The organism is Pseudomonas sp. MF6776 (genome assembly GCF_016613125.1).
GTDB lineage: Bacteria > Pseudomonadota > Gammaproteobacteria > Pseudomonadales > Pseudomonadaceae > Aquipseudomonas > Aquipseudomonas iridis.
In genome coordinates this window covers 247,928-272,646 of sequence record NZ_JAENSQ010000005.1, presented here as the reverse complement: position 1 = coordinate 272,646, position 24,719 = coordinate 247,928, and the positions used below count along the sequence as shown (strand labels likewise).

The 24,719-nt window shown below is 59.1% G+C and carries 20 protein-coding genes; 10 read left to right on the top strand and 10 right to left on the bottom strand.

Features of this window, described 5'->3' with window-relative positions; all coding sequences use genetic code 11:
- Positions 1-58: 58 nt before the first annotated feature.
- Complete coding sequence (gene zigA / locus JJD74_RS08275) at positions 59-1,264, top strand: zinc metallochaperone GTPase ZigA (RefSeq protein ID WP_200612826.1); 1,206 nt, start codon at positions 59-61, stop codon at positions 1,262-1,264.
- A complete protein-coding gene (locus tag JJD74_RS08270; protein WP_200612823.1) occupies positions 1,264-1,914 on the top strand; it encodes a DUF1826 domain-containing protein in 651 nt (216 codons plus the stop codon). The genes zigA and JJD74_RS08270 overlap by 1 nt, the downstream gene beginning before the upstream one ends.
- A gap of 4 nt (positions 1,915-1,918) precedes the next feature.
- On the opposite strand, the gene JJD74_RS08265 is transcribed toward JJD74_RS08270, so the two are convergent.
- Entirely contained in the window at positions 1,919-2,275 is a 357-nt protein-coding gene (locus JJD74_RS08265) for a hypothetical protein (RefSeq protein WP_042561852.1), read from the bottom strand.
- A 41-nt stretch (positions 2,276-2,316) separates the two neighbouring features.
- Between JJD74_RS08265 and JJD74_RS08260 the strand changes: the two genes are divergently transcribed.
- Entirely contained in the window at positions 2,317-3,282 is a 966-nt protein-coding gene (locus JJD74_RS08260) for a CobW family GTP-binding protein (RefSeq protein ID WP_200612820.1), read from the top strand.
- 87 nt (positions 3,283-3,369) lie between these two features.
- On the opposite strand, the gene JJD74_RS08255 is transcribed toward JJD74_RS08260, so the two are convergent.
- Entirely contained in the window at positions 3,370-3,783 is a 414-nt protein-coding gene (locus JJD74_RS08255; protein WP_042561850.1) for a DUF3301 domain-containing protein, read from the bottom strand.
- Between the two features lie 117 nt (positions 3,784-3,900).
- Between JJD74_RS08255 and pdxY the strand changes: the two genes are divergently transcribed.
- On the top strand, positions 3,901-4,773 hold the full coding sequence (gene pdxY / locus JJD74_RS08250) for a pyridoxal kinase PdxY (RefSeq protein WP_200612817.1): 873 nt from the start codon (positions 3,901-3,903) through the stop codon (positions 4,771-4,773).
- Positions 4,774-4,876: 103 nt separating this feature from the next.
- Here pdxY and JJD74_RS08245 read toward each other — a convergent pair whose 3' ends face one another.
- Entirely contained in the window at positions 4,877-5,359 is a 483-nt protein-coding gene (locus JJD74_RS08245; protein ID WP_003229693.1) for an acyl-CoA thioesterase, read from the bottom strand.
- Between the two features lie 281 nt (positions 5,360-5,640).
- Here JJD74_RS08245 and JJD74_RS08240 point away from each other — a divergent pair, with 281 nt between their 5' ends.
- Positions 5,641-7,404 (top strand): cation:proton antiporter, encoded by a 1,764-nt coding sequence (locus JJD74_RS08240; protein WP_047304272.1) that lies wholly within the window; start codon positions 5,641-5,643, stop codon positions 7,402-7,404.
- Between the two features lie 21 nt (positions 7,405-7,425).
- Here JJD74_RS08240 and JJD74_RS08235 read toward each other — a convergent pair whose 3' ends face one another.
- The 3 genes from JJD74_RS08235 to uvrD form a co-directional block, all read right to left on the bottom strand.
- Complete coding sequence (locus tag JJD74_RS08235) at positions 7,426-7,833, bottom strand: SMI1/KNR4 family protein (protein ID WP_003187120.1); 408 nt, start codon at positions 7,831-7,833, stop codon at positions 7,426-7,428.
- A gap of 138 nt (positions 7,834-7,971) precedes the next feature.
- Positions 7,972-8,844: a Tim44 domain-containing protein gene (locus JJD74_RS08230; RefSeq protein ID WP_200612814.1), complete on the bottom strand. Its 873-nt coding sequence runs from the start codon at positions 8,842-8,844 to the stop codon at positions 7,972-7,974.
- A gap of 297 nt (positions 8,845-9,141) precedes the next feature.
- On the bottom strand, positions 9,142-11,325 hold the full coding sequence (uvrD, locus tag JJD74_RS08225; protein ID WP_115146669.1) for a DNA helicase II: 2,184 nt from the start codon (positions 11,323-11,325) through the stop codon (positions 9,142-9,144).
- Positions 11,326-11,581: 256 nt separating this feature from the next.
- Between uvrD and JJD74_RS08220 the strand changes: the two genes are divergently transcribed.
- From JJD74_RS08220 to JJD74_RS08210, 3 genes are all read left to right on the top strand, one after another.
- Positions 11,582-14,455 (top strand): putative bifunctional diguanylate cyclase/phosphodiesterase, encoded by a 2,874-nt coding sequence (locus tag JJD74_RS08220; protein WP_200612811.1) that lies wholly within the window; start codon positions 11,582-11,584, stop codon positions 14,453-14,455.
- Positions 14,456-14,582: 127 nt separating this feature from the next.
- The gene (gene hexR / locus JJD74_RS08215; protein ID WP_042561845.1) at positions 14,583-15,449 is read left to right on the top strand and encodes a transcriptional regulator HexR; all 867 of its coding nucleotides are present in this window, start codon (positions 14,583-14,585) and stop codon (positions 15,447-15,449) included.
- A gap of 183 nt (positions 15,450-15,632) precedes the next feature.
- A complete protein-coding gene (locus JJD74_RS08210; RefSeq protein WP_047304266.1) occupies positions 15,633-15,845 on the top strand; it encodes a PA3496 family putative envelope integrity protein in 213 nt (70 codons plus the stop codon).
- Here the strand turns inward: JJD74_RS08210 and JJD74_RS08205 are convergent.
- Complete coding sequence (locus JJD74_RS08205) at positions 15,787-16,749, bottom strand: LysR family transcriptional regulator (protein WP_042561844.1); 963 nt, start codon at positions 16,747-16,749, stop codon at positions 15,787-15,789. The two genes, JJD74_RS08210 and JJD74_RS08205, sit on opposite strands and share 59 nt — an antisense overlap.
- Positions 16,750-16,939: 190 nt before the next feature.
- Here JJD74_RS08205 and JJD74_RS08200 point away from each other — a divergent pair, with 190 nt between their 5' ends.
- Both JJD74_RS08200 and oadA read left to right on the top strand, forming a co-directional pair.
- On the top strand, positions 16,940-18,355 hold the full coding sequence (locus JJD74_RS08200) for an acetyl-CoA carboxylase biotin carboxylase subunit (protein ID WP_042561843.1): 1,416 nt from the start codon (positions 16,940-16,942) through the stop codon (positions 18,353-18,355).
- Between the two features lie 101 nt (positions 18,356-18,456).
- A complete protein-coding gene (gene oadA, locus JJD74_RS08195) occupies positions 18,457-20,265 on the top strand; it encodes a sodium-extruding oxaloacetate decarboxylase subunit alpha (protein ID WP_042561842.1) in 1,809 nt (602 codons plus the stop codon).
- Positions 20,266-20,427: 162 nt separating this feature from the next.
- Here the strand turns inward: oadA and JJD74_RS08190 are convergent, their stop codons facing one another.
- From JJD74_RS08190 to JJD74_RS08180, 3 genes are all read right to left on the bottom strand, one after another.
- Positions 20,428-22,776, bottom strand: coding sequence for an autotransporter outer membrane beta-barrel domain-containing protein (locus tag JJD74_RS08190; RefSeq protein WP_200612808.1), 2,349 nt, complete (start codon positions 22,774-22,776; stop codon positions 20,428-20,430).
- 252 nt (positions 22,777-23,028) lie between these two features.
- A complete protein-coding gene (locus JJD74_RS08185) occupies positions 23,029-23,865 on the bottom strand; it encodes an amino acid ABC transporter permease (RefSeq protein WP_115146666.1) in 837 nt (278 codons plus the stop codon).
- Positions 23,862-24,683: an ABC transporter substrate-binding protein gene (locus JJD74_RS08180; protein ID WP_200612788.1), complete on the bottom strand. Its 822-nt coding sequence runs from the start codon at positions 24,681-24,683 to the stop codon at positions 23,862-23,864. The genes JJD74_RS08185 and JJD74_RS08180 overlap by 4 nt, the downstream gene beginning before the upstream one ends.
- Between the last annotated feature and the right edge of the window lie 36 nt (positions 24,684-24,719).

The following is a 24,719-nucleotide window of genomic DNA, read 5'->3' as shown; positions in this document are numbered from 1 at the left end:
AGAACGTCACGCGCTACGTAAAAGCGCTAATCGGCTGCCATCTAAAGAGGATTACCCAATGTCAGCCGCACTGCCTGTGACCGTTCTTTCAGGATTTCTTGGCGCTGGAAAAAGTACACTTTTGAATTACGTACTACGTAATCGCAAGGGTCTACGCGTGGCGGTCATCGTCAATGATATGAGCGAGATCAACATTGATGGCAGCGAAGTCCAGCGCGATGTCAGCCTGAACCGAGCTGAAGAGAAACTCGTGGAAATGAGCAACGGCTGTATCTGCTGTACGTTACGCGAAGACTTGCTCGAAGAAGTCAGCAAACTCGCGCGAGAAGGGCGGTTTGATTATTTGCTGATCGAATCCACCGGTATCTCGGAACCATTGCCCGTCGCAGAGACTTTCACCTTCCGCGATGAGCAAGGCCAAAGCCTCGCCGACATCGCCCGTCTGGACACCATGGTGACTGTAGTCGACGGCGTGAATTTCCTGCTCGACTACCAGGCCGCCGAAAGTCTTGCCTCTCGTGGCGAAACGCTTGGCGAAGAGGACGAGCGCTCCATCACCGACTTGCTGATCGAGCAGATCGAGTTTGCCGACGTGCTGTTGATCAGCAAAATCGATCTGATCAGCCAGCACGAGCGCGAGGAGTTGACCGCCATCCTCAAGCGGCTTAACGCACAAGCCGAAATCATCCCTATGGTGATGGGCGAAGTACCGTTGGAGAAGATTCTCAACACCGGCCGCTTCGACTTCGAGAAAGCTGCGCAAGCACCCGGCTGGTTAAAGGAGTTGCGCGGTGAGCACGTCGCAGAAACCGAGGAGTACGGCATTGCCTCCTCCGCCTACCGGGCGCGTCGACCGTTTCATCCGCAACGCTTTTTCAGCTTCATCGATCGTCCATGGCTCAACGGCAAGCTGCTGCGCTCCAAAGGGTTTTTCTGGCTGGCGAGCAAGCCCAACGATGCCGGTAGTTGGTCGCAGGCCGGTGGCTTGATGCGCCATGGTTTTGCCGGGCGCTGGTGGCGTTTCGTGCCGAAAAGCCAATGGCCGCAGGATCAGGAAAGTACCGTCGCGATCATGGAAAACTGGACGCCGAGTGTCGGAGATTGCCGCCAGGAGTTGGTATTTATCGGTCAGAACATCAATTTCGTACAGCTAGCTGCCGAGCTCGATGCGTGTCTGCTGACCGACGATGAAATGGCACTGGGTGAGGAAGGCTGGCGATTGCTGCCAGATCCATTCGGCCCTTGGCACGAGGAGGCCGCCTGATGCTTGCGATGAAGCTGCTGCAAGACCCTACGCGCTCACAGCATCAGGGCCAGACCCCCAAGGCGCTGAGCCGAATTCTTGACGATGAAATAAACCTCGCCGTATGGCAGCGACATATGCCGCTGCACATCGCCGAATTCGCAAGGTTATTACTCTCGCTAAACGAGCCGTTGGCAGAGTCGTTATGTCTGGAATTGGCTGACGAAGACGCCGAGCCTGATCTCAGCGGACTGGCCTCAGGCTTCCGCGATCTGGAAGGCTACGAAGGCTTTATCGCCGATCTGAAATGGCTGGTCAGTGCCTTCGCTTGCCTGCTCGGTGCGCGGCGTATCGGTTTGCGCCTGCGGGTGCTGGATAAAGCCATGTGCCCGCGGTTCCACGTCGATCATGTGCCGGTGCGCTTGATCACAACTTATGCTGGCGTCGGCAGTGAGTGGCTGAAGGAGGGCGCCATGGATCGGGGTCAGCTGGGCCAGGTCAACGCCGAGCCGACGGACACAACGCAGATCCAGCAACTCAAGAGCGGCGAGGTGGCGCTACTAAAAGGTGAAAAATGGCACGGCAATGAAGGTTTCGGCTTGATCCACCGCTCGCCGCAACCGGCACCGGGCGAGCGCCGTTTGATCCTGACCCTCGACTGGCTTGGCTAACGCTTCATGGCTTGAGCCATGTGCCCTGGCTCTGGCCTTCGCAGTAAGGCTTTAGATAAGCGGCATCAGTGGCGACGCCGTAATAGTGGATGTCCTGGCGATAGGGCATATTGGCAACTTGCGCGTTGTTGCACACGCCGAAAGCGCCGCTTGGGCATTGATCGACGTACTGCACGTCGACTTTCTGCCCGGCCAGCGCTGGTTGGCAAAAACCGTCGTTGAACAGTTTTGCCGGGATGTTGCGGTTCTGCTGGCAGACTTTAACGTCCAGCCGCTCGCCCTGACTGTGCACCACGCAGGCCTGAGCCAACACCTTGCTGGACACCAGCAGCAACAGCAACGACCATCCCATCCAACGCATTTTCAATCTCCTCAGAAACTTTCCTTAGAAAATCCCCGGCCATGTTGCAGAACATTCCTGTCCACGTCATCGCAGGCCCACTCGGCGCCGGCAAGACCAGCCTGATCCGCCAGCTCATGGCGCAACGCCCTGAAGGCGAGCGCTGGGCGGTGCTGATCAACGAGTTCGGCCAGATCGGCCTCGACGCAGCTCTACTGACCCGCGACGGCGATGGTATCGCACTGGGGGAAGTGGCCGGGGGCTGTTTGTGTTGCGTCAATGGGGCGCCGTTTCAGATTGGCCTTGGGCGTTTATTGCGCAAGGCGAAACCGGATCGGCTGTTTATCGAGCCCTCCGGACTGGGCCATCCTGCGCAGTTGCTCAAGCAATTGAGTGAAGCGCCATGGCTGGGTGTGCTGGCGGTTCAGCCGTGCGTTCTGGTGCTGGATGCCCAGGCACTCAATGCGGGGAAAGCGCTGCCGGCAGCGCAGCAGGATGCGTTGGCCAGCGCGGGTTTACTGGTGTTGAACAAGGCCGAAAACCTTTCTGAAACTGGCAGGCAGAAGATTGCCAGTCAGTTGCCGCCAGTCAGACTCGTCTGGACGCAACAAGCGCAATTGCCCTTGAGCGAATTGCCGGGTCTGGCCGCGCGAGCGGTGGCGGGTGTGTATAACCTGATCGTGCCCAAAGGATTGGCGCAGATGCCGGCGGTCTGGAGCGATCCGACACTGCCGATTTGCCTGAGCCAGGCCCAGGACGGGAGTTGGAGTATCGGTTGGCGTTGGCATCCGAGTCAGACGTTCGACTCACAAAAGGTCGCAGCCTGGCTGCAAAGCCTTGTCTGGAAAAGGGCAAAACTGGTTATCCACAGCACCAATGGCTGGGTTTCAGCGAATGCCCTGGAGAACGCTGATCTGCATTGGCAGCCCAGTGAATGGCGGCGCGATTCGCGGATCGAGCTGATTTTCGCTCAGGTGCAGGATGTTGGCGTGTTGCAGAACGCGTTAGCGGGTTGTCGAGTCGATTGAGATCAAAAGATCGCAGCCTTCGGCAGCTCCTACAGTGGATTTATGTGCACTGTGTAGGAGATGCCAAAGGTTGAGATCTTTTGATTTCTACGGCTTCCACTTGGTGTGTTCCTGCCGCCACTGACTCAGCTCGATCACTTCAGCCCGTGGCTTGTGCACCTCGACAACCGGCGGCGTGTCATCGAACGGTGCCGGGTAGGGCGCCAATTCGATCTGCGCACTGTGGGCGCCGAACTGGGTGATGGTGCCGTTGTGGCGGCTTTCGCCAGTCACGGTGAACTCGAAGTTGTACACCCGCGCCAGTCGCCGGCGACCGCTGGCATCCTTGATAAAACCAATCTTCTTCAACGCGACGTTGCCGTCCAGCAGCTCCACACCGACGTTGATGCAATGCTGTTTGACCCGCTCCAGCGCCCGCTCGCGCAAGCCGTGGTTGTGCCATAGCCACGCGCCAGCGGCGGCGAACAGTATCAGCACGAAGATGTTTTCGAGGGTCAGCATCAACAATGAACTCCAAAAGTTAGCGCCAGCTTAACTGTGTCGCCGGTCTGTCGTACAGGCTGCGTTTCGTCGCATACTGCGCGGCTTGAATTTCAATCGTTTTACGGAAAAACCCGAATGAAACGTACGCCTCATCTGCTCGCCATTCAGTCTCATGTGGTGTTCGGCCACGCCGGCAATAGCGCCGCAGTATTTCCGATGCAGCGGGTCGGGGTGAATGTCTGGCCGCTCAACACGGTGCAGTTTTCCAATCACACCCAGTACGGCCAGTGGGCCGGCGAAGTGCTGGCGCCGCAACAGATTCCCGAACTGGTCGAAGGCATCGCGGCCATTGGCGAACTGGGCAATTGCGATGCGGTGCTGTCCGGCTATCTCGGCAGCGCAGCGCAGGGCCGGGCTATTCTCAGTGGCGTGGCGCGCATCAAATCGGTCAATCCGAAAGCGCTGTACCTGTGCGACCCGGTGATGGGCCATCCGGAGAAACGTTGCAGCGTGCCAACGGAGGTCAGCGATTTCCTGCTGGAAGAAGCGGCGGCTGTGGCAGACATCATGTGTCCGAACCAGTTGGAGCTGGACAGTTTTTCCGGGCGCAAGCCGCAATCGCTGTTCGATTGCCTGGCAATGGCGAGGGCGCTTTTGGCTCGCGGGCCGAAAGCCATTCTGGTCAAGCATCTGGACTACCCGGGTAAACCGGCGGAGGGTTTCGAGATGTTGTTGGTGACCGCCGAGGGCAGTTGGCACCTGCGCCGTCCGCTGCTGGCGTTTCCGCGTCAGCCGGTGGGCGTGGGCGATCTGACGTCCGGCCTGTTCCTGGCGCGCGTGCTGCTGGGCGACAGTCTGGTGGCAGCGTTCGAGTTCACGGCGGCAGCGGTGCATGAGGTGCTGCTGGAAACGCAGGCGTGCGCCAGTTACGAGCTGCAACTGGTGCGGGCGCAGGATCGCATTGCGCATCCGCGGGTGAAATTCGAGGCGACGGCAATCAGTTTGTAAGACTGCGTTGCCGCCATTCGCGAGCAGGCTCGCTCCCACAGGTACCGCGTGAACCCTGTGGAAGCGAGCCTGCTCGCGAAAGCGGTCGTCAGATCGCTACCAATCAAGCGTCGCCCTTGATCTCCTGATAACGCTTTTCCAGCTCCTGGCGAATCTGCCGGCGTTGCTGCGCCTGCATGTAGCGGCGCTTGTCTTCGCTGTTCTGCGGCTGCAGCGGCGGTACAGCGGCCGGTTTGCGCTGGTCATCTACCGCGACCATGGTGAAGAAGCAGCTGTTGGTGTGGCGCACCGAGCGCTCGCGGATGTTTTCGGTGACGACTTTGATGCCGACTTCCATCGAGGTGTTGCCGGTGTAGTTGACCGACGCCAGGAAGGTCACCAGTTCGCCGACATGGATCGGCTCGCGGAAAATCACCTGATCCACAGACAGTGTCACCACGTAACGGCCGGCGTAGCGGCTCGCGCAGGCATAGGCCACTTCGTCGAGATATTTGAGCAGGGTGCCGCCGTGGACATTGCCAGAGAAATTGGCCATGTCGGGGGTCATCAGTACCGTCATCGACAGCTGGGCGTTTCCGGGTTCCATAACGTTCTCACGGATCAAGGCTGGTTTGCTGGAAGCACCTCTGCGGGCGCCTGGTCACTTTTCAAAAGGACCGTTATCGGGACGCCGGGCGACTGGCTTCCGTCACGCCGGGATCGATCTGTTTCCTAATATTGCACCGCCTTCCAGTGGGAAGTCGCGGTGTTAACCTGCAAAAGCCCTACCCAAGGGCAATTCCCACAAGAAAAGCGGATTTTTACCCTGGCTCGCTCAGATCTTTCTGATGCCTGACGACGAGCCTCGTCATTCAAGGAGCCCACGCCATGCATGCCATCAGTTTTATTCAGGACCTGGCAGTGATCATGTTGGTCGCGGGCGTGGTGACGGTGTTGTTCCATCGTTTCAAGCAGCCGGTGGTGCTCGGTTATATCGTCGCCGGCTTCATTATCGGCCCGCACACCCCACCGTTCGGCCTGATCCACGATGAAGAAACCATCAAGACACTCGCCGAGCTGGGGGTGATTTTCCTGATGTTCTGCCTCGGGCTGGAGTTCAGCCTGCGCAAGTTGTTCAAGGTGGGCGCCACTGCGTTCATCGCAGCGTTCCTCGAAATCGTCCTGATGATCTGGATCGGCTACGAAATCGGCCGCTGGTTCGACTGGAACACCATGGATTCGCTGTTCCTCGGCGCGATCCTGGCGATCTCTTCGACCACCATCATCGTCAAGGCGCTCAACGATCTGAAGATGAAGAACGAGCGCTTCGCACAGTTGATCTTCGGCGTCCTGATCGTTGAGGACATCCTCGGTATCGGCATCATTGCCTTGCTGTCGAGCATCGCGGTCAGCGGTACGGTGAGCTCCGGCGAAGTGTTTTCCACGGTCGGCAAATTGTCGCTATTCATGATCGTCGCGCTGGTAATCGGCATTCTGCTGGTGCCGCGTTTGCTGGCTTACGTCGCCAAATTCGAAAGCAACGAGATGCTGCTGATCACCGTGCTGGGCTTGTGTTTCGGCTTTTGCCTGCTGGTGGTCAAACTTGAATACAGCATGGTGCTCGGCGCATTTCTGATCGGCGCGATCATGGCCGAGTCGCGGCAACTGCTGAAAATCGAGCGACTCATCGAACCAGTCCGCGACCTGTTCAGCGCAATCTTCTTCGTCGCCATCGGCCTGATGCTCGACCCGATGATTCTGCTGCAATACGCCTGGCCGATTGCCGTGATTACGGTAGCCGTGGTGCTCGGCAAGATTTTGTCCTGCGGGCTCGGTGCGTTTATCGCCGGCAATGACGGACGCACCTCACTGCGGGTAGGGATGGGACTTTCACAGATCGGCGAATTTTCCTTCATCATCGCCGCGCTGGGCATGACGCTGCAGGTCACCAGCAACTTCCTCTATCCAGTAGCCGTGGCCGTCTCGGTGATTACCACGCTCCTGACGCCGTACCTGATTCGCTCCGCCGATCCACTGTCGATCAAACTGGCCGCCGCAATGCCGCAGCGTTTAGGGCGGGTGCTGGGGATGTATGGCGAATGGCTGCGCAGCATTCAGCCGCAGGGCGAGGGGGCGATGCTGGCGTCGATTATCCGGCGAATCCTGTTGCAGGTCGGGGTCAATCTGGCGCTGGTCATCGCGATCTTCTTCTCGGGTGCGTTCTTCGCCGAGCGTATCTCGATGTATCTGCAAGACTGGATCAGCGATCCGAGCTGGCAGAAAGCGTTGATCTGGGGCGGGGCTTTGCTGGTGTCGTTGCCGTTTCTGATCGCGGCCTATCGCAAGCTCAAGGCGCTATCGATGCTGTTGGCCGAGATGGGCGTGAAGCCGGAGATGGCGGGGCGGCACACGCAGCGAGTGCGCCGGGTGATCTCCGAGGTGATCCCGATTCTCTCGCTGCTGGTGATTTTCCTGCTGCTGGCAGCCTTGTCGGCCAGTATTCTGCCGACCAACAAGTTGCTGGTGCTGATCGCCGTGGTCGCGGCCGCCGTGGCGGCGCTGCTCTGGCGCTGGTTTATCCGCGTGCACACGCGGATGCAGGTGGCCTTGCTGGAAACCCTCGACAACCACAAGGAGTCGTCGGGGCACTGACCACCCGGGGCGTTTGGCCGATCAGCTTTCCAGCCAGACGTCCCGCGCCCAATGCCAGACCGATTCCCAGGTTTCTTCGGCAATCAGCTCTTCCTCGGCTTGCCACAACACCACAGTGCCGTCTTCTTCGACGCAGTAGTAGTCGTCGCCGTCCTGGCAAATTGGAATCAGGCTGCGATCCACGCCGGCATCCCAAGCGTTGGCGGCGACATCCGGCAAGTAGGTGTGCGATTGCGGGTCGGTGACAGTTACCGGCTCCAGGCTACCGTAAACCACGTCGCTGACCGTCAGCAAAAACTCCCTGAAGACAAACGGAATATCGATGAACAGTTGTTCTTCGATTTCAACCAGCAGGTCTTCGTCAGGCAACTCCAAAGGAACCGGTACCGGTTCGTTGGCTTCGCGCAGTTGTTCGATAATTTCTTCCACGTCCGGGATCCTCTTGCTTGTATGGCGCGGTTTATATGGGCCGGTTTATACAGTAGCTTGCTATAGATGCAACCGCGAAATAGAAAAACCCCGGACAAGTCCGGGGTTTTTGTTACCGCATGCTTAACGCAGAGGGGATCAGCCGTTCTGGCGGATACCGGCCACCAGCCAAGGCTGGTTCTCGCCCTGCGGACGTTCCATGTTCCAGCTTTCGCTGAACACTTCGCCCTGGTCGAAACGCGAGGTCTTCGACACACCGCTGAAGGTCAGGGTGGCGATGGTCCTGTCGGCACGGTCATCTACGCCGTCCAGTTGAACCTGGAGGTTGTCGATGTAGGTCGACTGGAAGGCGTCGCCCAGATCCGCACGCTCACGCTTGAGGAACTCGAGCATCTGTGGGGTCACGAACTCGGCGATCTTGTCCATTTCGTTAGCGTCCCAGTGCTGCTGCAGCGACTGGAAGTGGCTGCGTGCAGCTTCAAGGAAGCTCTGCTCGTTGAACCAGGCCGGTGCGTTGATTACCGGACGGGCGGCAGCAGGTGCAGCCGAACCACCGAAGATCGAGCCCATGCCGGCAGGCTTCTGCTCGAACACTTCACGCTGCATCGGCGCGCCAGCTGGAGCCAGGTGCTCCTGCTGCTTGCGGCGACGAGCGGCGATGAAGCGGAAGATCACGAACGCGATCACGGCCATGATCAGGATGTCGAAGATCTGCATGCCCTGGAAACCGCCGCCCATGAACATGGAAGCGAGCAGACCACCGGCGGCGATACCGGCCAGAGGGCCGAGCCATTTCGAAGCACCGCCGGCCTTGGCAGCAGCGCCAGCGGCACCGGCAGCACCAGCGGTCGCAGCAGCGCCGCCAGCTGCGGAAGAAGGAGCCATTTGGCTGGTCTGGTGCGACGGCGCAGCGCCGGCGCTTTTGCCACCACCAAAGCGCTTGGCGTTGGCGTCGAGGCTCATCGTCAGGCCGATGCACAACGCCATGGCGATGCTAAGAAAACGTTTCATAAAGGGAATTCCCGTTTGTGGAGACACGCGCGCCATGTTGCACAGCTGAAGTGTTACTGGCTAGCGAGAGAGTGTTTCGGGCTTTTGCCTGACAGGTTACGTTCAGCTCCGTCGGGGCAATCAGCGGATGTACTTTTGGCTGTAGGAAAAGGCGATTGGTTCAGAGCGATTGGGGGTTAGAGCGCAGAATCCTGTGAGAGCGAGCCCGCTCGCGAAAGCCACACCGAGGTTTATCAGATAAACCGTGGTGATTTCCTTCGCGAGCAGGCTCGCTCCCAGAGAAAAGCGAAATCGGTGTCAGATAGCTTCCAGTTTCGCGTAACCGAGCATCAGCCACTTGCTGCCTTCGCCGAAGTTCACCTGCACCCGCGCCTGTGCACCCGCGCCTTCGAAGTTGAGGATCACGCCCTCGCCAAAGACCGAATGGCGCACCGCCTGACCCAGGCTGAAGCCGGTTTCCGGAATCTCGCTGCCGCTGAACAAATTGCTGCCACTCATCGACTGGTTGCCGCCGAACGGACGGCTGACGCTGTTCGACAAACGGACTTCCTGAATCAGACCTTTCGGCACCTCTCGTACGAAACGCGAGACCTTGTTGTAGGTTTCGCTGCCGTACAGGCGTCGGGTTTCAGCGTAGGTCATCACCAGGTTTTGCATCGCGCGGGTGATACCGACGTAGGCCAAGCGTCGTTCTTCTTCAAGACGCCCCGGTTCTTCCAGGCTCATCTTGTGCGGGAACAGGCCTTCTTCCATGCCCACGAGGAACACGTAAGGGAACTCCAGGCCTTTGGCGCTGTGCAGGGTCATCAACTGAATGCTGTCTTCGTGTTCGTCGGCCTGAGTGTCGCCGGCCTCCAGCGAAGCGTGGCCGAGGAATGCTGCCAGTGGCGTCAGTTCTTCGTCTTCTTCAGTGTTCTCGAAGTTGCGCGCGGCGCTGACCAGTTCCTCAAGGTTTTCTACCCGAGCCTGGCCTTTCTCGCCTTTTTCCGCTTCGTGATAGGCGATCAGGCCGGATTGCTCGATGACGGTTTGGGTCATCAAGTGAAGCGGCATCTCCGCGCATTTGGCAGCGAGGTTCTCGATCAGCTCGATAAACGCACCCAGCGCACCCGCAGCACGACCGGTCAGGCCTTTATTGGCGACCAACAGGCGCATGCCTTCCCACATCGACACATCGCTGTGGCGCGCATGCTCGCGAATCGCTTCAACGGTTTTCTCGCCGATGCCGCGAGCCGGGACGTTGATCACCCGTTCCAGCGCAGCATCGTTGCCCCGACCTTCCAGCAAACGCAGATACGCCATGGCGTTCTTGATTTCCGCACGCTCGAAGAAGCGCTGGCCGCCATAGATGCGGTACGGAATGCGTTCACGCAGCAATGCTTCTTCCAAAACGCGTGATTGGGCGTTGGAACGGTACAGAATCGCGATATCGCTGCGAGCCAGGCCGGTTTTGAGCGCGCTTTCGATGGTTTCGACAACGTAGCGTGCTTCGTCGTGTTCGTTGAACGCGGCGTACAGATTGATCGCCTCGCCGTCGCCGCCGTCCGTCCACAGCTCTTTGCCCAGGCGTCCGGTGTTGTTGGCGATCAGGGCGTTGGCCGCTTTCAGGATGCCGGCGGTGGAGCGGTAGTTCTGCTCCAGGCGAATGGTCACGGCGTCCGGGAAGTCGGCGGAGTATTGATGGATGTTTTCGATCTTCGCCCCGCGCCAGCCGTAAATCGACTGGTCGTCGTCGCCGACCACCATCAGGCTGTCGCCACCCTTGCCGAGCAGGCGCAACCAGGCGTACTGCACGGCGTTGGTGTCCTGGAACTCATCCACCAGAATGTGCCGGAAGCGCTTCTGATAATGCGCCAGCAAGCCGGGGTGGTCGCGCCACAAGTCGAGGGCGCGCAGCAGCAGTTCGGAGAAGTCGATAACACCGGCGCGCAGGCAGGCAGCCTCGTAGGCCTCGTAAATGCCGCGCATGGTGGCCAGATACAAGTCACCGCTGGCCTGAATGTGTTGCGGACGCAGACCTTCGTCTTTCTGTCCATTAATGAACCATTGGGCCTGACGGGCCGGCCAGCGTTGCTCGTCCAGGCCCAGCTCGCGGATTACCCGCTTGACCAGCCGTTGCTGGTCGTCGCTGTCGAGAATCTGGAAGGTCTGGCTCAGCCCGGCTTCCTGCCAGTGCGCCCGCAACAAGCGGTGCGCGAGGCCGTGGAAGGTGCCGACCCACATGCCAGCCGGGTTGATACCCAGCAACTGCTCGATGCGGTGACGCATCTCGGCAGCGGCCTTGTTGGTGAAGGTCACCGACAGGATGGAGTGGGGCGAGGCGTTTTCGACCTGGATCAACCAGGCGATACGGTGCACCAGCACTCGGGTTTTACCGGAGCCGGCACCGGCCAGGACCAACTGACGGCCAACGGGGGCTGCTACGGCCTGACGTTGGGCATCGTTGAGGGAGTTCAGCAGAAGGGAGAGGTCATCGCGCATCGGGGCATTCTAGGGTGCGCCGCAGGCCCGGGCAAACCGAGCTTTGCATTAGCCGATGAAAGTGCCGTCGATGACGACCGGTCGGTCACTGGCTACAGGCGTCAGCCCGCCTCACTCTGGGGGTTCTGCCGGCACCAAGGGAGGGAAAAATTTCGATGAAATTGTGATCCGGAGCAGTTTGGCAACGGGATCGGCTTGTGTATGCTCCGTCCACGTTTCGGGCGCACGCCCCCTTATAAGAACAAGAACGTTGCCCATGACCCTCAGCGCCGAACTGTCGGGACCCTCTGTGGAACCCCGGGTTATCCGCAAGCACTACGCCGTCGAGATGGCGGTCGAGCGCACGCGCCTGCTGTATCAGGGCTCTTTGTTGCCCACGCTGTTCATGTTGATCAATGGTCTGGTCTGCGCCGGTTTGCTCTGGAGCCCGCAGCGCTATTTCGTGGTCAGCGTCTGGCTGGTGTGGTTGTTGTCGCTGGTGGCTTTACGTGTGATTCAGGTGGCCGCGTTCGACTCCGCCATCCCCAATCGCCAGGCCCAGCCTATCTGGCGCCGGATGTTCCTGCTCGGCTCGACCATGACCGGCCTGACTCTGGCCGGTGCGGGCATCGCGCTGGTACCCGCCGACAATTTCATGCAGCAAGCCTGGGTTTTCGGCCTGATCGGCGCCGCGACGCTGTCGGCCAGTGTCGCCTACGCGGTGAGTCTGCCGGCATTTCTGTCGTTTACCTTGCCCTGTCTGCTACCGGCGATCGGTTATCTGTTTTGGGGCGGTGACGAGCAGGCGCGCGGTTGGGGCTGGCTCGGGCTGATTCTGTTGGGATCCCTGAGCGTGGTGGCGTGGCAGGTCAATCGTCTGATCGATCGTGGTTTGCTGCGGCGCTTCCAGAACCAGCACCTGATCGAACATCTGCAGCAGACACAGGCGCGCAGCGAGCAGCTCAATCAAGAACTGGCGACTGAAATAGACCATCGGCGCTGCGCCGAGGGCAAGTTGCGCGAAGCTCAGGTCGAGCTGGAAGACCGTGTCGCCCTGCGCAGCCGCGAGCTGGACGTTGCCAATCAGGCCTTGAGCAAAAGCGAAACACGTCTGGCGCTGGCGTTGAAGGCCAGTGAGTTGGGGCTGTGGGACTGGAATCTGCAAACCGACGAAGTCCACCACACGCAGATCCAGGAGCTGTTCGGTCTGGCTCCGGAATACGTCACCGCCATCCTGCGCGACCTCAAACCGCGGCTGCACCCCGAAGATGTGCCACCACTCAAACAGGCGTTGATCGAGCATCTGAAGGGCCGCAGCGAGGACTATCAGATCGAGTACCGCGTGCGTCACGGCGATGGCCATTGGGTCTGGATCGAGGACCGGGGCCGCGCCGTAGAGCGCAGTGAAAGTGGGCGAGTGATCCGCATGGTCGGCACTCGCCGGGATATCAGTGCCAGCAAGAGCCTTGAAGAGCAGCAGCGCCTGGCCGCAACGGTGTTCGAAGCGGCCAGCGAAGGCATTGTGATTTTCGACCCGAGTTACACACTGATCGCGATCAATCAGGCGTTCAGCCGGGTCACCGGTTACGGCATTGATGAAATGCTCGGGCGTAATGTGGTCGAGCTGCCATGCAGTCGCGATGCCCGCCGCCACTACGTCGCCATCCGCACCGCCCTTGAGCAGTACGGCAGTTGGCAGGGCGAATTGGTGGAGACCCGCAAGAACGGCGAGCTGTATCCGCAATGGCTCCAACTCAACGCAGTACGCGATAGTCGGGGAAATGTCGGCCATATCGTGGGCTTCTTCGCTGATCTTTCCGCGCGGCGTGAATCCGAAGAGCGCATGCGTTATTTGACGCACTACGATGAACTTACCGGTCTGGCCAATCGCTCGCTATTCCGCGAACGGCTGCATGAGGCGCATCAGCGGGTTCGACAGGGCGGCCGGCGCAGTCTTGCGCTGCTGCACATCAATCTGGATCGCTTCAAATTGCTCAACGACAGTTTGGGCCATGAAGTCGCTGACCAGTTGTTGCAGAAGATGGCTCGCCGGCTGGTCAACGCCTTGCCGGAAGCCGACACGATCGCTCGTTTATCCGGCGACGAGTTCGCTGTGCTGTTCGATGCCTACGGCAACCTGTCGAGTCTGGCGCGGGTCGCTACGCGGCTGTCGGCCAAGCTGCGCCTGCCGCTGACCGTTGACGGGCACGAATTGGTGGTCAGCGCCTCAATGGGCATCAGCATGCTGCCGGACAACGCACGGGAGATCTCCGCGCTGGTCAGCCAGTCGAACATGGCCATGCAACATGCCAAACATCTGGGCGGCAACAATTTCCAGTTCTACACCGAGAGCCTGCAAGCCAGCACCCTTGAGCGATTGCAGCTGGAAAATCAATTGCGCAAAGCCATCGATGAGAAGCAATTACAGGTGTTCTATCAGCCCAAGCTGTGCCTGGAGTCGGGGCGCTTGAATGCGGCGGAAGCACTGGTGCGCTGGGATCATCCGAGTATGGGTCAGGTGCCGCCGGGGGACTTCATCGGGCTGGCCGAAGAAACCGGATTGATCGGGCCGATCGGCGAATTCGTGCTGCGCCAGGCTTGCTGGCAGGCGTGCGAATGGCAGCGTCAGGGGCTCGCGCCAATTCGCGTTTCGGTGAACCTGTCGGTGCACCAGTTACGCCAAGGCAAGCTGGTCAGTCTGGTGCGACAAGTGCTGGAAGAAACCGGGCTGGCGCCGCACTACCTCGAACTCGAACTGACTGAAAGTCAGCTGCTCGACAGCGTTGAGCACATCATCGCGACGTTCCAGCAACTGCGCGATCTGGGGGTGAAACTGGCCATCGACGATTTCGGCACCGGGTATTCATCGCTGAGTTATCTCAAGCGCATCCCGGTGGATTACGTGAAGATCGATCAAGCGTTCATTCGTGGTTTGGGCGAGAGCAGTGAAGATGCGGCAATCACCCGGGCGATCATCGCCATGGCCCATGGGCTGTCGCTGAAAGTGGTGGCTGAGGGGGTAGAGCGCGAGGAGCAGCTGGAATTTTTGCGCGCCGAGCGCTGTGATGAAGTGCAGGGTTATCTGATCAGCCGACCCGTCGAAGCTGCCGCTCTGGCTGGGCTTTTGCGTGCGCAGGAAAACCCGCTTTAAGGGCTACATGCACGCCATCGCGCCTGATATGGGGACATGGAGTTACGCATTGAGCAGGCAAAAAGCCAATTCATGTAGTATAACTACAAGCTTGCTACATCCCCGACCATAACAAGAGTCCAGCCCCTTGAATCTGCTGCAACACATCGCCCAGTCACGTCACCTGTTACGCAAGTCGGAGCTCAAGGTCGCCGACCACGTGCTGCTTGACCCTGCGGCGGTGATGCACAGTTCCATGGCCGACCTGGCCCACAACGTCGGCATCAGTGAGCCGACCATCGTGCGCTTTTGTCGCGCCATCGGTTGTTCCGGCTTTCAGGATCTGAAACTGAAGCTGGCACAGAGCCTGGCCGCCGGTGCCAGTTTCGGCCAGTTCGCGATCCATGAAGACGACTCGGTCGCTGATTACAGCCTGAAGATTTTCGACACCACGTTGCACACGTTGATGGAGGTTCGCGAGAAGCTCGATCCGGTAGAATTGCAGCGTGCGGTGACCTTGATGTCGCAGGCGCAGCGCGTCGAGTTCTATGGCTTTGGCGCGTCGGGCGCGGTGGCAGCGGATGCGCAACACAAGTTCTTCCGCCTGCTGCTGACGGCGGCGGCCTACTCCGATCCGCATATGCAGGCGATGTCGGCGGTAACGTTGAAGCCGACTGACGTGGCGATCTGCATTTCCCAGTCCGGGCGCTCCAAGGATTTGCTGATTACCGCCAATCTGGTGCGCGAGAGCGGCGCTTCGCTGATCACGCTGTGCCCGAGCCAGACGCCATTGGCGGAACTGTCGACGGTCAATCTGGCGATCGATGTGCATGAAGACACCGAAATCTATACGCCGCTGACTTCGCGCATTGCCCACCTGGTGGTAATCGACGTGCTGGCCATGGGCGTGGCCATGGCGCGGGGGCCGAGCCTGGTCAACCACCTCAAGAGCGTGAAGCGCAGTCTGCGTAGCTTGCGTTTGTCTCCGAAAGCAGTGAAAGCGCTTGATGACTAAGATCAAAAGATCGCAGCCTTCGGCAGTTCCTACGGGTGTACGCATTCCCTTGTAGGAGCTGCCGAAGGCTGCGATCTTTTGCTTTTCGGTGCAAACCTTCATCAGTCTGTAACCATGACGCAGCCAAACCGTCATCCCCCGAGCCTATCGTGAAACTCCCGTAATCGCCTTGGGAGACTCGAAATGGCTCAGCCCTACGAAGAACGCAACAGCGCAGCGAAAACCCGTCGTCAGCAGGAAGACCAGCGCCGCATGGAGTTCCGTCGCGCAATCGAAGATCGCTATGAACTTCGTCAGCTTCAGGCCGAAATCGGCGGTTTTCCCGAGGAAGTCGAACTCAATTATTGGCAGGCGGCACCGGCAGCTTCCCGTCGAAGCGCTCAACCAGCGCGCTGATCTGCACGCGTTCGCTGCGGATAAACGCCAGGAAGGCGTGCGCCACTGGTGACAAGCGCTTGGCTTTGGCTTGTACCAGGCACCAGCTTCGCAACAGCGGTAACTCCTCGACCGGCAGCTCGACCAGGCCGCCGGTCGCCAGCTCCAGGTTCAGGGCGTGGCGCGTCAACAGCGCCAGGCCTAGACCCGCCGCCACGCATTCACGCTGTGCTTCGGCCGAGGCCACCTCTTGAGTCTGGGTGAAGTGCACGCGCTTCTCTTTGAAATACTCTTCGCACGCCAGTCGCGTGCCCGAGCCGGGTTCGCGGATCAATAGCGTGTACGGCTCAAGATCCTGCAAGCGTAGCGGCCCCATATGCGCCAGTGGATGATCCGGGCGAGCCGCGGCGACAATCGGATTATTGAGAAATGGAAGAAATTCCAGACCCATGTCCTGCGGCACCATCGACATGATCACCAGATCATCGCGGTTGTCGGAAAGACGTCGGATCACCTGGCCACGATTGACCACGGTCAGTTGCAGGTTCACTTCCGGATGCTGGCGTTTAAACGCCGCGAACAGATGTGGCACGAAATACTTGGCGCTCGACTCCACCGCCAGCTTCAGTTGGCCCTGCAGCGAGCCCTGCATGTCCGACAGCTGCATGTCGAGGTTCTCCAGGCGGCCGAAGATGTCTCGACTGGCGCGCTGAAGGGCTTCGGCGGCCTCGGTCATGTAGAGTTTTTTGCCGACATAATCGAATAGTGGCTGCCCGATCAGCTCTTCGAGCTGACGAATCTGTAGGCTGACGGCGGGTTGTGTGAGCGACATTTCCTCGGCCGCGCGGCTGTAAGAGCGTAAATCACACACTTCATTGAAGATCTGTAATTGGCGTAATGTCATACGCATCAGGGACTTACGCATTTTATTCAGGCTCTGAGTGCGGGCGGATGTTTCAACTATAAGTGTTTACTTATGCCTAACCCAATAATTATTCATTTTTGTTAATCCCTTGCGAGCGCTAGTGTGGAGATGCGACCAAATTGAAACATTTGGTCACGCGTCGACCTGGGTCTAGCAGGTCGTGGTGCCACCGGCTCAAGGGAACCTCCAAGTGATAAAAAAGATCCTGATCGCCAACCGTGGTGAGATTGCCGTACGAATCGTGCGAGCCTGCGCCGAGATGGGCATTCGCTCGGTTGCGATTTTTTCCGACGCCGACCGGCATGCGCTGCATGTGAAGCGTGCGGACGAGGCCCACAGCATTGGTGCCGAACCACTGGCCGGTTACCTCAACCCGCGCAAGCTGGTGAACCTCGCGGTGGAAACTGGTTGCGATGCACTGCATCCCGGTTACGGTTTCCTGTCGGAAAACGCCGAACTGGCAGACATCTGCGCCGAGCGTGGAATCAAATTCATTGGCCCGTCGGCAGAAGTCATTCGCCGCATGGGCGACAAGACCGAAGCGCGCCGCAGCATGATCAAGGCTGGCGTGCCGGTTACGCCAGGCACCGAGGGCAACGTGGCGGACATCGCCGAAGCCCTGACCGAAGGTGACCGCATCGGCTATCCGGTGATGCTCAAGGCCACCTCCGGTGGTGGCGGTCGCGGTATCCGACGCTGCAACAGTCGCGAAGAACTCGAACAGAATTTCCCCCGCGTTATATCCGAGGCCACCAAGGCCTTCGGTTCGGCGGAAGTGTTCCTGGAAAAATGCATCGTCAATCCCAAACACATCGAAGCGCAGATCCTCGGCGACAGCTTCGGCAACGTCGTGCATCTGTTCGAGCGTGACTGCTCGATCCAGCGTCGCAACCAGAAGCTGATTGAAATCGCCCCGAGCCCGCAACTGACCCCGGAACAGCGCGCCTACATCGGCGACCTGTCTGTGCGTGCAGCCAAAGCCGTGGGCTACGAGAACGCCGGTACTGTGGAGTTCCTGCTCGCCGAGGGCGAGGTGTACTTCATGGAGATGAACACCCGGGTGCAGGTCGAACACACCATCACCGAAGAAATCACCGGGATCGACATCGTCCGCGAGCAGATCCGGATTGCTTCCGGCCTGCCGCTGTCGGTCAAGCAGGAAGACATCCAGCACCGTGGTTTCGCGTTGCAGTTCCGCATCAACGCTGAAGACCCGAAAAACAACTTCCTGCCGAGCTTCGGCAAGATCACCCGTTACTACGCCCCCGGCGGACCGGGCGTGCGCACCGACACGGCGATCTACACCGGTTACACCATTCCGCCGTTCTACGATTCGATGTGCCTGAAACTGGTGGTCTGGGCGCTGACTTGGGAAGAGGCCATGGATCGTGGCCTGCGCGCCCTCGACGACATGCGCCTGCAAGGCGTGAAGACCACCGCCGCGTACTACCAGGAAATCCTGCGCAACCCGGAATTCCGTAGCGGCCAGTTCAATACCAGCTTCGTTGAAAGCCACCCTGAACTGACCAACTACTCGATCAAGCGCAAACCCGAAGAGCTGGCCTTGGCCATCGCTGCCGCCATCGCCGCCCACGCAGGCCTATGAATGAAGCAGCTGCGAGCTTTTAGCTGCAAGCGGCAAGTAAAAGCAGATTGGCTTTTTCTTGCAGCTCGTAGCTTGAAGCTTGCCGCTATGAGGAGATACCAATGACTAAGAAGATCTTCGTTACCGACACCATCCTGCGCGACGCTCATCAATCGCTGCTCGCCACCCGCATGCGCACCGAAGACATGCTGCCGATCTGCGACAAGCTCGACAAAGTCGGCTACTGGTCGCTGGAATGCTGGGGCGGCGCGACCTTCGACGCCTGCGTACGTTTCCTCAAGGAAGATCCGTGGGAGCGTCTGCGCCAACTGCGCGCCGCGTTGCCTAACACGCGTCTGCAAATGCTCCTGCGTGGCCAGAACCTGCTGGGCTACCGCCACTACAGCGATGACGTGGTCAAGGCGTTTGTCGCCAAGGCAGCAGTTAATGGCATCGACGTATTCCGCATCTTCGACGCGATGAACGACGTGCGTAACCTGCGCGTGGCCATCGAAGCGGTGAAAGCTGCCGGTAAGCACGCCCAGGGCACCATCGCTTACACCACCAGCCCGGTGCACACGATTGACGCTTTCGTGGCGCAAGCAAAACAAATGGAAGCCATGGGTTGCGACTCGGTTGCGATCAAGGACATGGCCGGTCTGCTGACGCCCTACGCGACCGGTGAACTGGTCCGGGCATTGAAAGCCGAGCAGTCGCTTCCAGTGTTCATTCACTCGCATGACACCGCCGGTCTGGCGACGATGTGCCAACTCAAGGCAATCGAAAACGGTGCTGACCACATCGATACCGCGATCTCCAGCTTCGCCTCGGGCACCAGCCATCCAGGCACCGAGTCGATGGTGGCTGCGCTCAAGGGCAGCGAATTCGATACCGGTCTGAACCTTGAACTGCTGCAAGAGATCGGCCTGTACTTCTACGCCGTGCGCAAGAAGTACCACCAGTTCGAAAGCGAATTCACTGCTGTCGACACACGTGTGCAGGTGAATCAGGTGCCGGGCGGGATGATTTCCAACCTGGCCAACCAGTTGAAAGAGCAGGGCGCGTTGAACCGCATGGCTGAAGTGCTGGCGGAAATCCCGCGCGTGCGTGAAGACCTCGGCTTCCCGCCGCTGGTCACCCCGACTTCGCAGATCGTCGGCACCCAGGCGTTCTTCAACGTGCTGGCCGGCGAGCGCTACAAAACCATCACCAACGAAGTGAAGCTCTACCTGCAGGGCGGCTACGGCAAAGCGCCGGGCGTGGTGAATGAAAAACTGCGTCGTCAGGCCATCGGCAGCGAAGAAGTCATCGACGTGCGTCCGGCCGATCTGCTCAAACCGGAAATGACCAAGCTGCGTGCCGATATCGGTGCATTGGCCAAGTCGGAAGAAGACGTGCTGACCTTCGCCATGTTCCCGGACATCGGTCGCAAGTTCCTCGAAGAGCGTGCCGCCGGCACTCTCGTGCCGGAAGTGCTGCTGCCGATTCCAGAGGCTGGCGCCGTGACGTCGGCGAGCGGCGAAGGTGTGCCGACCGAGTTCGTCATTGACGTCCACGGCGAGACTTACCGCGTCGATATCACGGGTGTCGGTGTGAAGGCTGAAGGCAAGCGTCACTTCTACCTGTCCATCGACGGCATGCCGGAAGAAGTGGTGTTCGAACCGCTTAACGAATTCGTCGGCGGGGGCAGCAGCAAGCGCAAGCAAGCGTCGGCTCCAGGCCACGTCAGCACCACCATGCCCGGCAACATCGTCGATGTGCTGGTCAAGGAAGGCGACACCGTCAAGGCGGGCCAGGCTGTGCTGATCACCGAAGCCATGAAGATGGAAACCGAAGTTCAGGCCGCCATCGCCGGCAAGGTTACGGCGATTCATGTGGCCAAGGGCGACCGGGTGAACCCGGGCGAAATCCTGATCGAGATCGAAGGCTGAGATAACCGCCGCGATCAAACGCTTTAAACCTCGGGGGGGCATGTGCTCCCCTTTTTTTGTCCGTTTTTTCACCTGTAGGAGCTGCCGCAGGCTGAAATCTTGTGATCTTTTAAAACGAAGATCAAAAGATCGCAGCCTGCGGCAGCTCTTACAGGAAGCGATTTAGAACGCCATTCGCCACTGACCCATCACGCCGTGATTTCGGCTTTCGCTGCCGAACTCTCCAGTGACGGCCACGCCCAGCGTGTGGTTGGTCGACAGTCCGAGGTCCAGTCCCGCATCGACGCCCAGGCTGTTGCGATCCAGTTCTGCACCGTTCACGGTGAAGCGTTTGCCGCCCTTGACCAGTTGCTGGCGGGTGTCGCTGTCGAGTTCACCGAAGGTGTGTTTCCACCCGGCGCTCAATCGCGGCGTCAGGCTCATGCCGTTGTCCAGTGTGTGGATTTTTGCCGTACGCAGGCCGAAGGTACTGCTGAGATTGTCGCGGGTTTGCCCAAAGACCTTCAGCGCCGCATCACCACCTTTTTCACTGTGGCTGTCACGTTGATAACGTTGGTAGCCGAGGCTGGCGAACGGTTCGAGTGTCACGTCGTTGCGGCCGAAGTTGAAGCCCAGTTCGGCGAAGGCTTGCTGGGTGTTGGCGTCGTAATTGCCTTTGAGGCGATCGCTGAATCCGTTGAACGCCACTCGACGTTTGCTGCTGCCGTCATGGCTGGCGTAAGTGGCACCCAGGCGCAGCGCCAGTGGTCCATCCTGACGCACGGCGTAGGCGCCAACGTGCCAGCTGTCGAGGTCGCCTTCGTATTGGCGGGCATCGAGTCTGGTTTGGGATTTGCCGCCCAGCAAACCGATATGCCATTGCTCATTGAGCCGCCAGTCAGCGCCCATGACCAGGCCTTGGGTGGCGTGTTTCAGGGTGCTGTCGTACTCGCGATCAACCTTGCCGCCATGGCCCAATGCCTGAACCCAGACTCGCCCGGAATCAGCACCGCCGGCAGCTTCGCGAGGTGAATTGCCCGAGCCGTAAGCTGCGCCCGTGCGATGGTCGAGTTGGCGCATGGCCGACAGCATGCTCGCGCTCACGGGGGTAACGCTGCTTAACGTGGCTTTGGCTAGGTTGGCGTTGCTGCCGGCGGCGAGTTGTTCCAGGGCGACGGGGGCGGTAGTTTTATCGCTGGCCAGTAACGCGGTGACCGCAGCGTTTACCGGTTTTTGCGGTTGAGCGGCCGGTTGTTCGACGTTTTGGGGCGTGTGCTCGACAAAGGTTTCAACCGGCACTGGAGAGTGCGCTGTCGACGATGTTGCAACTGCGGAAGGAACAGCAACATCAACAGCAACTGACGCAGGAGCGGGAGCTAAAGCCGTGACGGAATCTGGCACTGGCACTGGCACTGGCACTGGCACTGAAGCTAGATCTGGTGCCGGCAATGATATTTGTGTCGAGGTAGTCAACGGTGTTGGTGTTGGTATTCCGGATGGCGTTGGTTCGTGTGGCGCATCGATAGCTTCGCCAACCGCACGACCGTTTTCTGTATTCGCAAGACTTTCAATTTCTACTTTATTGCGGGAATAAGTCAGCCCGACTTTTTGATCATCGTAATGCACCTCTGGCGTCATGAAGGCCAGGTTGTTCTCGATGCTGACAAAACGCCCTTCGACTTTTTTTGCAGTGAGGATGGTGTGCTCGGCGCTTTGCGGGTATTCACCGGCAGTGACGAGTTTGAGAGTTGCACCGCCAAGCCGGGCGGTTCCGTCGACTTCTATGGTCGGGCTGTTACCCGCAGCATCAACAGCGTACGACAACACCGCTGTTTGCGACAGGTTCAGGTCTCCACTCACTTTCGGCGCGTGATACACCTCATCAACCGAAAGCTGCCCGCGGACGTTCAGGTTTTTCAACGTGCCCCCACCCGCGAAATGTCCGTTTTCGTGAACGGTGACGGTGCCGTCAATCAGTCCCTTGTTGGTAAGGTCTCCGCCGCCCAGAACTGTGGCTCCGCCAACTATGGCCCCTTTGTTGATCAGAATTCCCGCGGTCACTGCCTGCCCCAATATGCTCCCATCATTGGTCAATGATGCTTTTGACCTGACCAGAATGCCGAGATCGAAATCGCCATCTCCACTGCGAGTCCAGTTGCCTTGCTTGACGTGCAAACCGTTGAAGTTAACAGTTTTCCCCAGCGTTCCTCTCGCGCCATCGAGTTGTAGGACATTCACTCCGCCCGCGCCATCAACCAGCCCGGCGAAATTGCCTCTGCTGCCCAGAGTGACCAGATCATTGCGGTGATCAAGCAGCAGGGAAGTACCGTCGACTGCGGCGACCTTTGCTTTGATGGGGTCGTGCTTGACGGTCTCAGGATCAGTAACAAAGTTATCGAGCATACCGATCAACTCTTCAGCGCTCGGTGCTGGATCAGGGCTGAGTTCTGCATAAGTGAAGGGCGTGCACCCCAGCGTCAGCGCGATTGCTAACGCGAGTTTTTTTGCTTGGTACTTGTGTTGAGCATCCATCAAGTAAAGTCTCTGCTGAAAGAAGACCCAACTTTATTGATGCGCCAAAGAATCCGATGTCGGCTGCTTCCCGAAGCGTTGCAGGCGACGTCGCATCATTTTGTGGAAAATTTCCACCAGATCCCCGGCCGGTGGTTTTACCCGAATCCAGCGCTTCCTTTTCCTACAATCAAGCGGGACGTCGCCGACTGTTCAGCGGTGCAGAACTCATCTGTCACTGCCCAATCAATCCGTGACGCGTTACGGATCACCTTAAGTACGGCGAACGTACGCCCTGCCGTAATGCCGCTCCATACGCGCCTGAATCAGCTCCAGCCCAATCGACATCAACCAGTAAATGATGGCCGCCGTGGTCAGCATTTCGATGTAGCGATAGCTTGAACGTCCATACGACTGCGCGAGAAACATCACTTCCCAGACGCCCATCACCGAGATCAACGACGAATCTTTCAGCATCGAAATGAATTGATTGGTCGTGGGCGGAATGATGGTGCGCATGGCCTGAGGCAGCGTAATGCGCCAGAGAATGACTGAGTCGCGCATGCCCAGCGCCAGCGATGCTTCTCGCTGGCCGTACGGGACGCCAAGAATGCCTGCGCGGAAGATCTCGCTGAGGTACGCGCCATAGTTGAGTGACAGGGCGATGATCCCGGCGGCGATGGCGCCGGGCACGATGCCCAGTTGCGGCAAACCGAGATAGATCAGCAGGATCTGGATCAGCAGCGGCGTGCCGCGAAAGAACGAGGCGTAGAAACTGGCGATGCCGAAGGCCACCGCACTTTTCGAAAGTCGCGCCAGTGCAGTCACGAAACCCAGCAGCACCGAAGCAACGATTGAGCACACGCACAGAAACAGCGTCAGTGCTGCCCCCTGCAAGAAACCATTAGGTGCCAGTTTCAGGCCGACCAGGTTAGGCAGTTTGTCGAGGATGATCGAAAACTTCAGGTCGAAGCTCAGGAAGAACCCCGCGAACAGGCAGAACATCACCGCCCAGGTCAGGTACAGCCTTGTCCGGAAACCGAACAGCCGGCGCAGGCGTGATTCAGCCACCGGTTGCGGTGGCTTGGGAGGTACCGGGAAAGAAGTCATTGGCTGATGTCGGCACCGATCCATTTTTGCGAAAGCTTGCTCAGAGTGCCGTCCTGTTTGAGTTGGGCAAAGACCTCGCGGACCTTGGCGTCCCACTGCGCATCACCCTTCTCGATGGCGACCGAGTTCGGCTCCGAGTACAGCGGCTCGCCAGCGAGCTTGAAGCGTTTGTCTTCATTCAAGCGTGGCTGCGCAGTGACGAGGTTGGTGAGGATCGCATCCAGGCGCACGCCCGCACCGAGGCCAAGATCCTGGAACGCGACGTTGTCGGTATCGTACGGCGCGATCTGTACATCTTCGAATGGATACTGGAGCTGTGTGTCCTCAGCGCCCTCGATGACCAGATTCTTGTTCAGATAACTTTCATAACTGGATGCACTGGTAAGGCCGACCTTCTTGCCGCTCAGATCCTTGGCGCTGTGAATGCGATCGTCCTTGGCGTTGACCACGATCACTGCCGGTGAGGCGTAGTACTCGACCGGGAAATCGAACACTTCGGCGCGGGCCTTGCTCGGCGTCATCGAGCAGATGCAGATGTCGTAGCGCCCACTCCAGCGGCCGGCAGCGATGACGTCCCAGGACGATGTTTCGAGACGCAACTTGACCCCCAGTTTCTCCGCCACGGCTTTGGCGACATCGACGTCGAAGCCGTCGAGCTGGTTCTGATCGTTGAGAAATGAGAAGGGCGGATAGCTTTCCATCAACACGCCGACCAGCTCTTTCTTTTGCTCGACGCGATCCAGTGTGGTGCCACCGAAGGCTTGGGTCGAGGCGGCCAGAATCGTCAGGCCCAGGGCCAATAGTGGTTGGAATTTCACAGGCGATCCCTGAATAAAAAAGAGGTTGTTATTAAC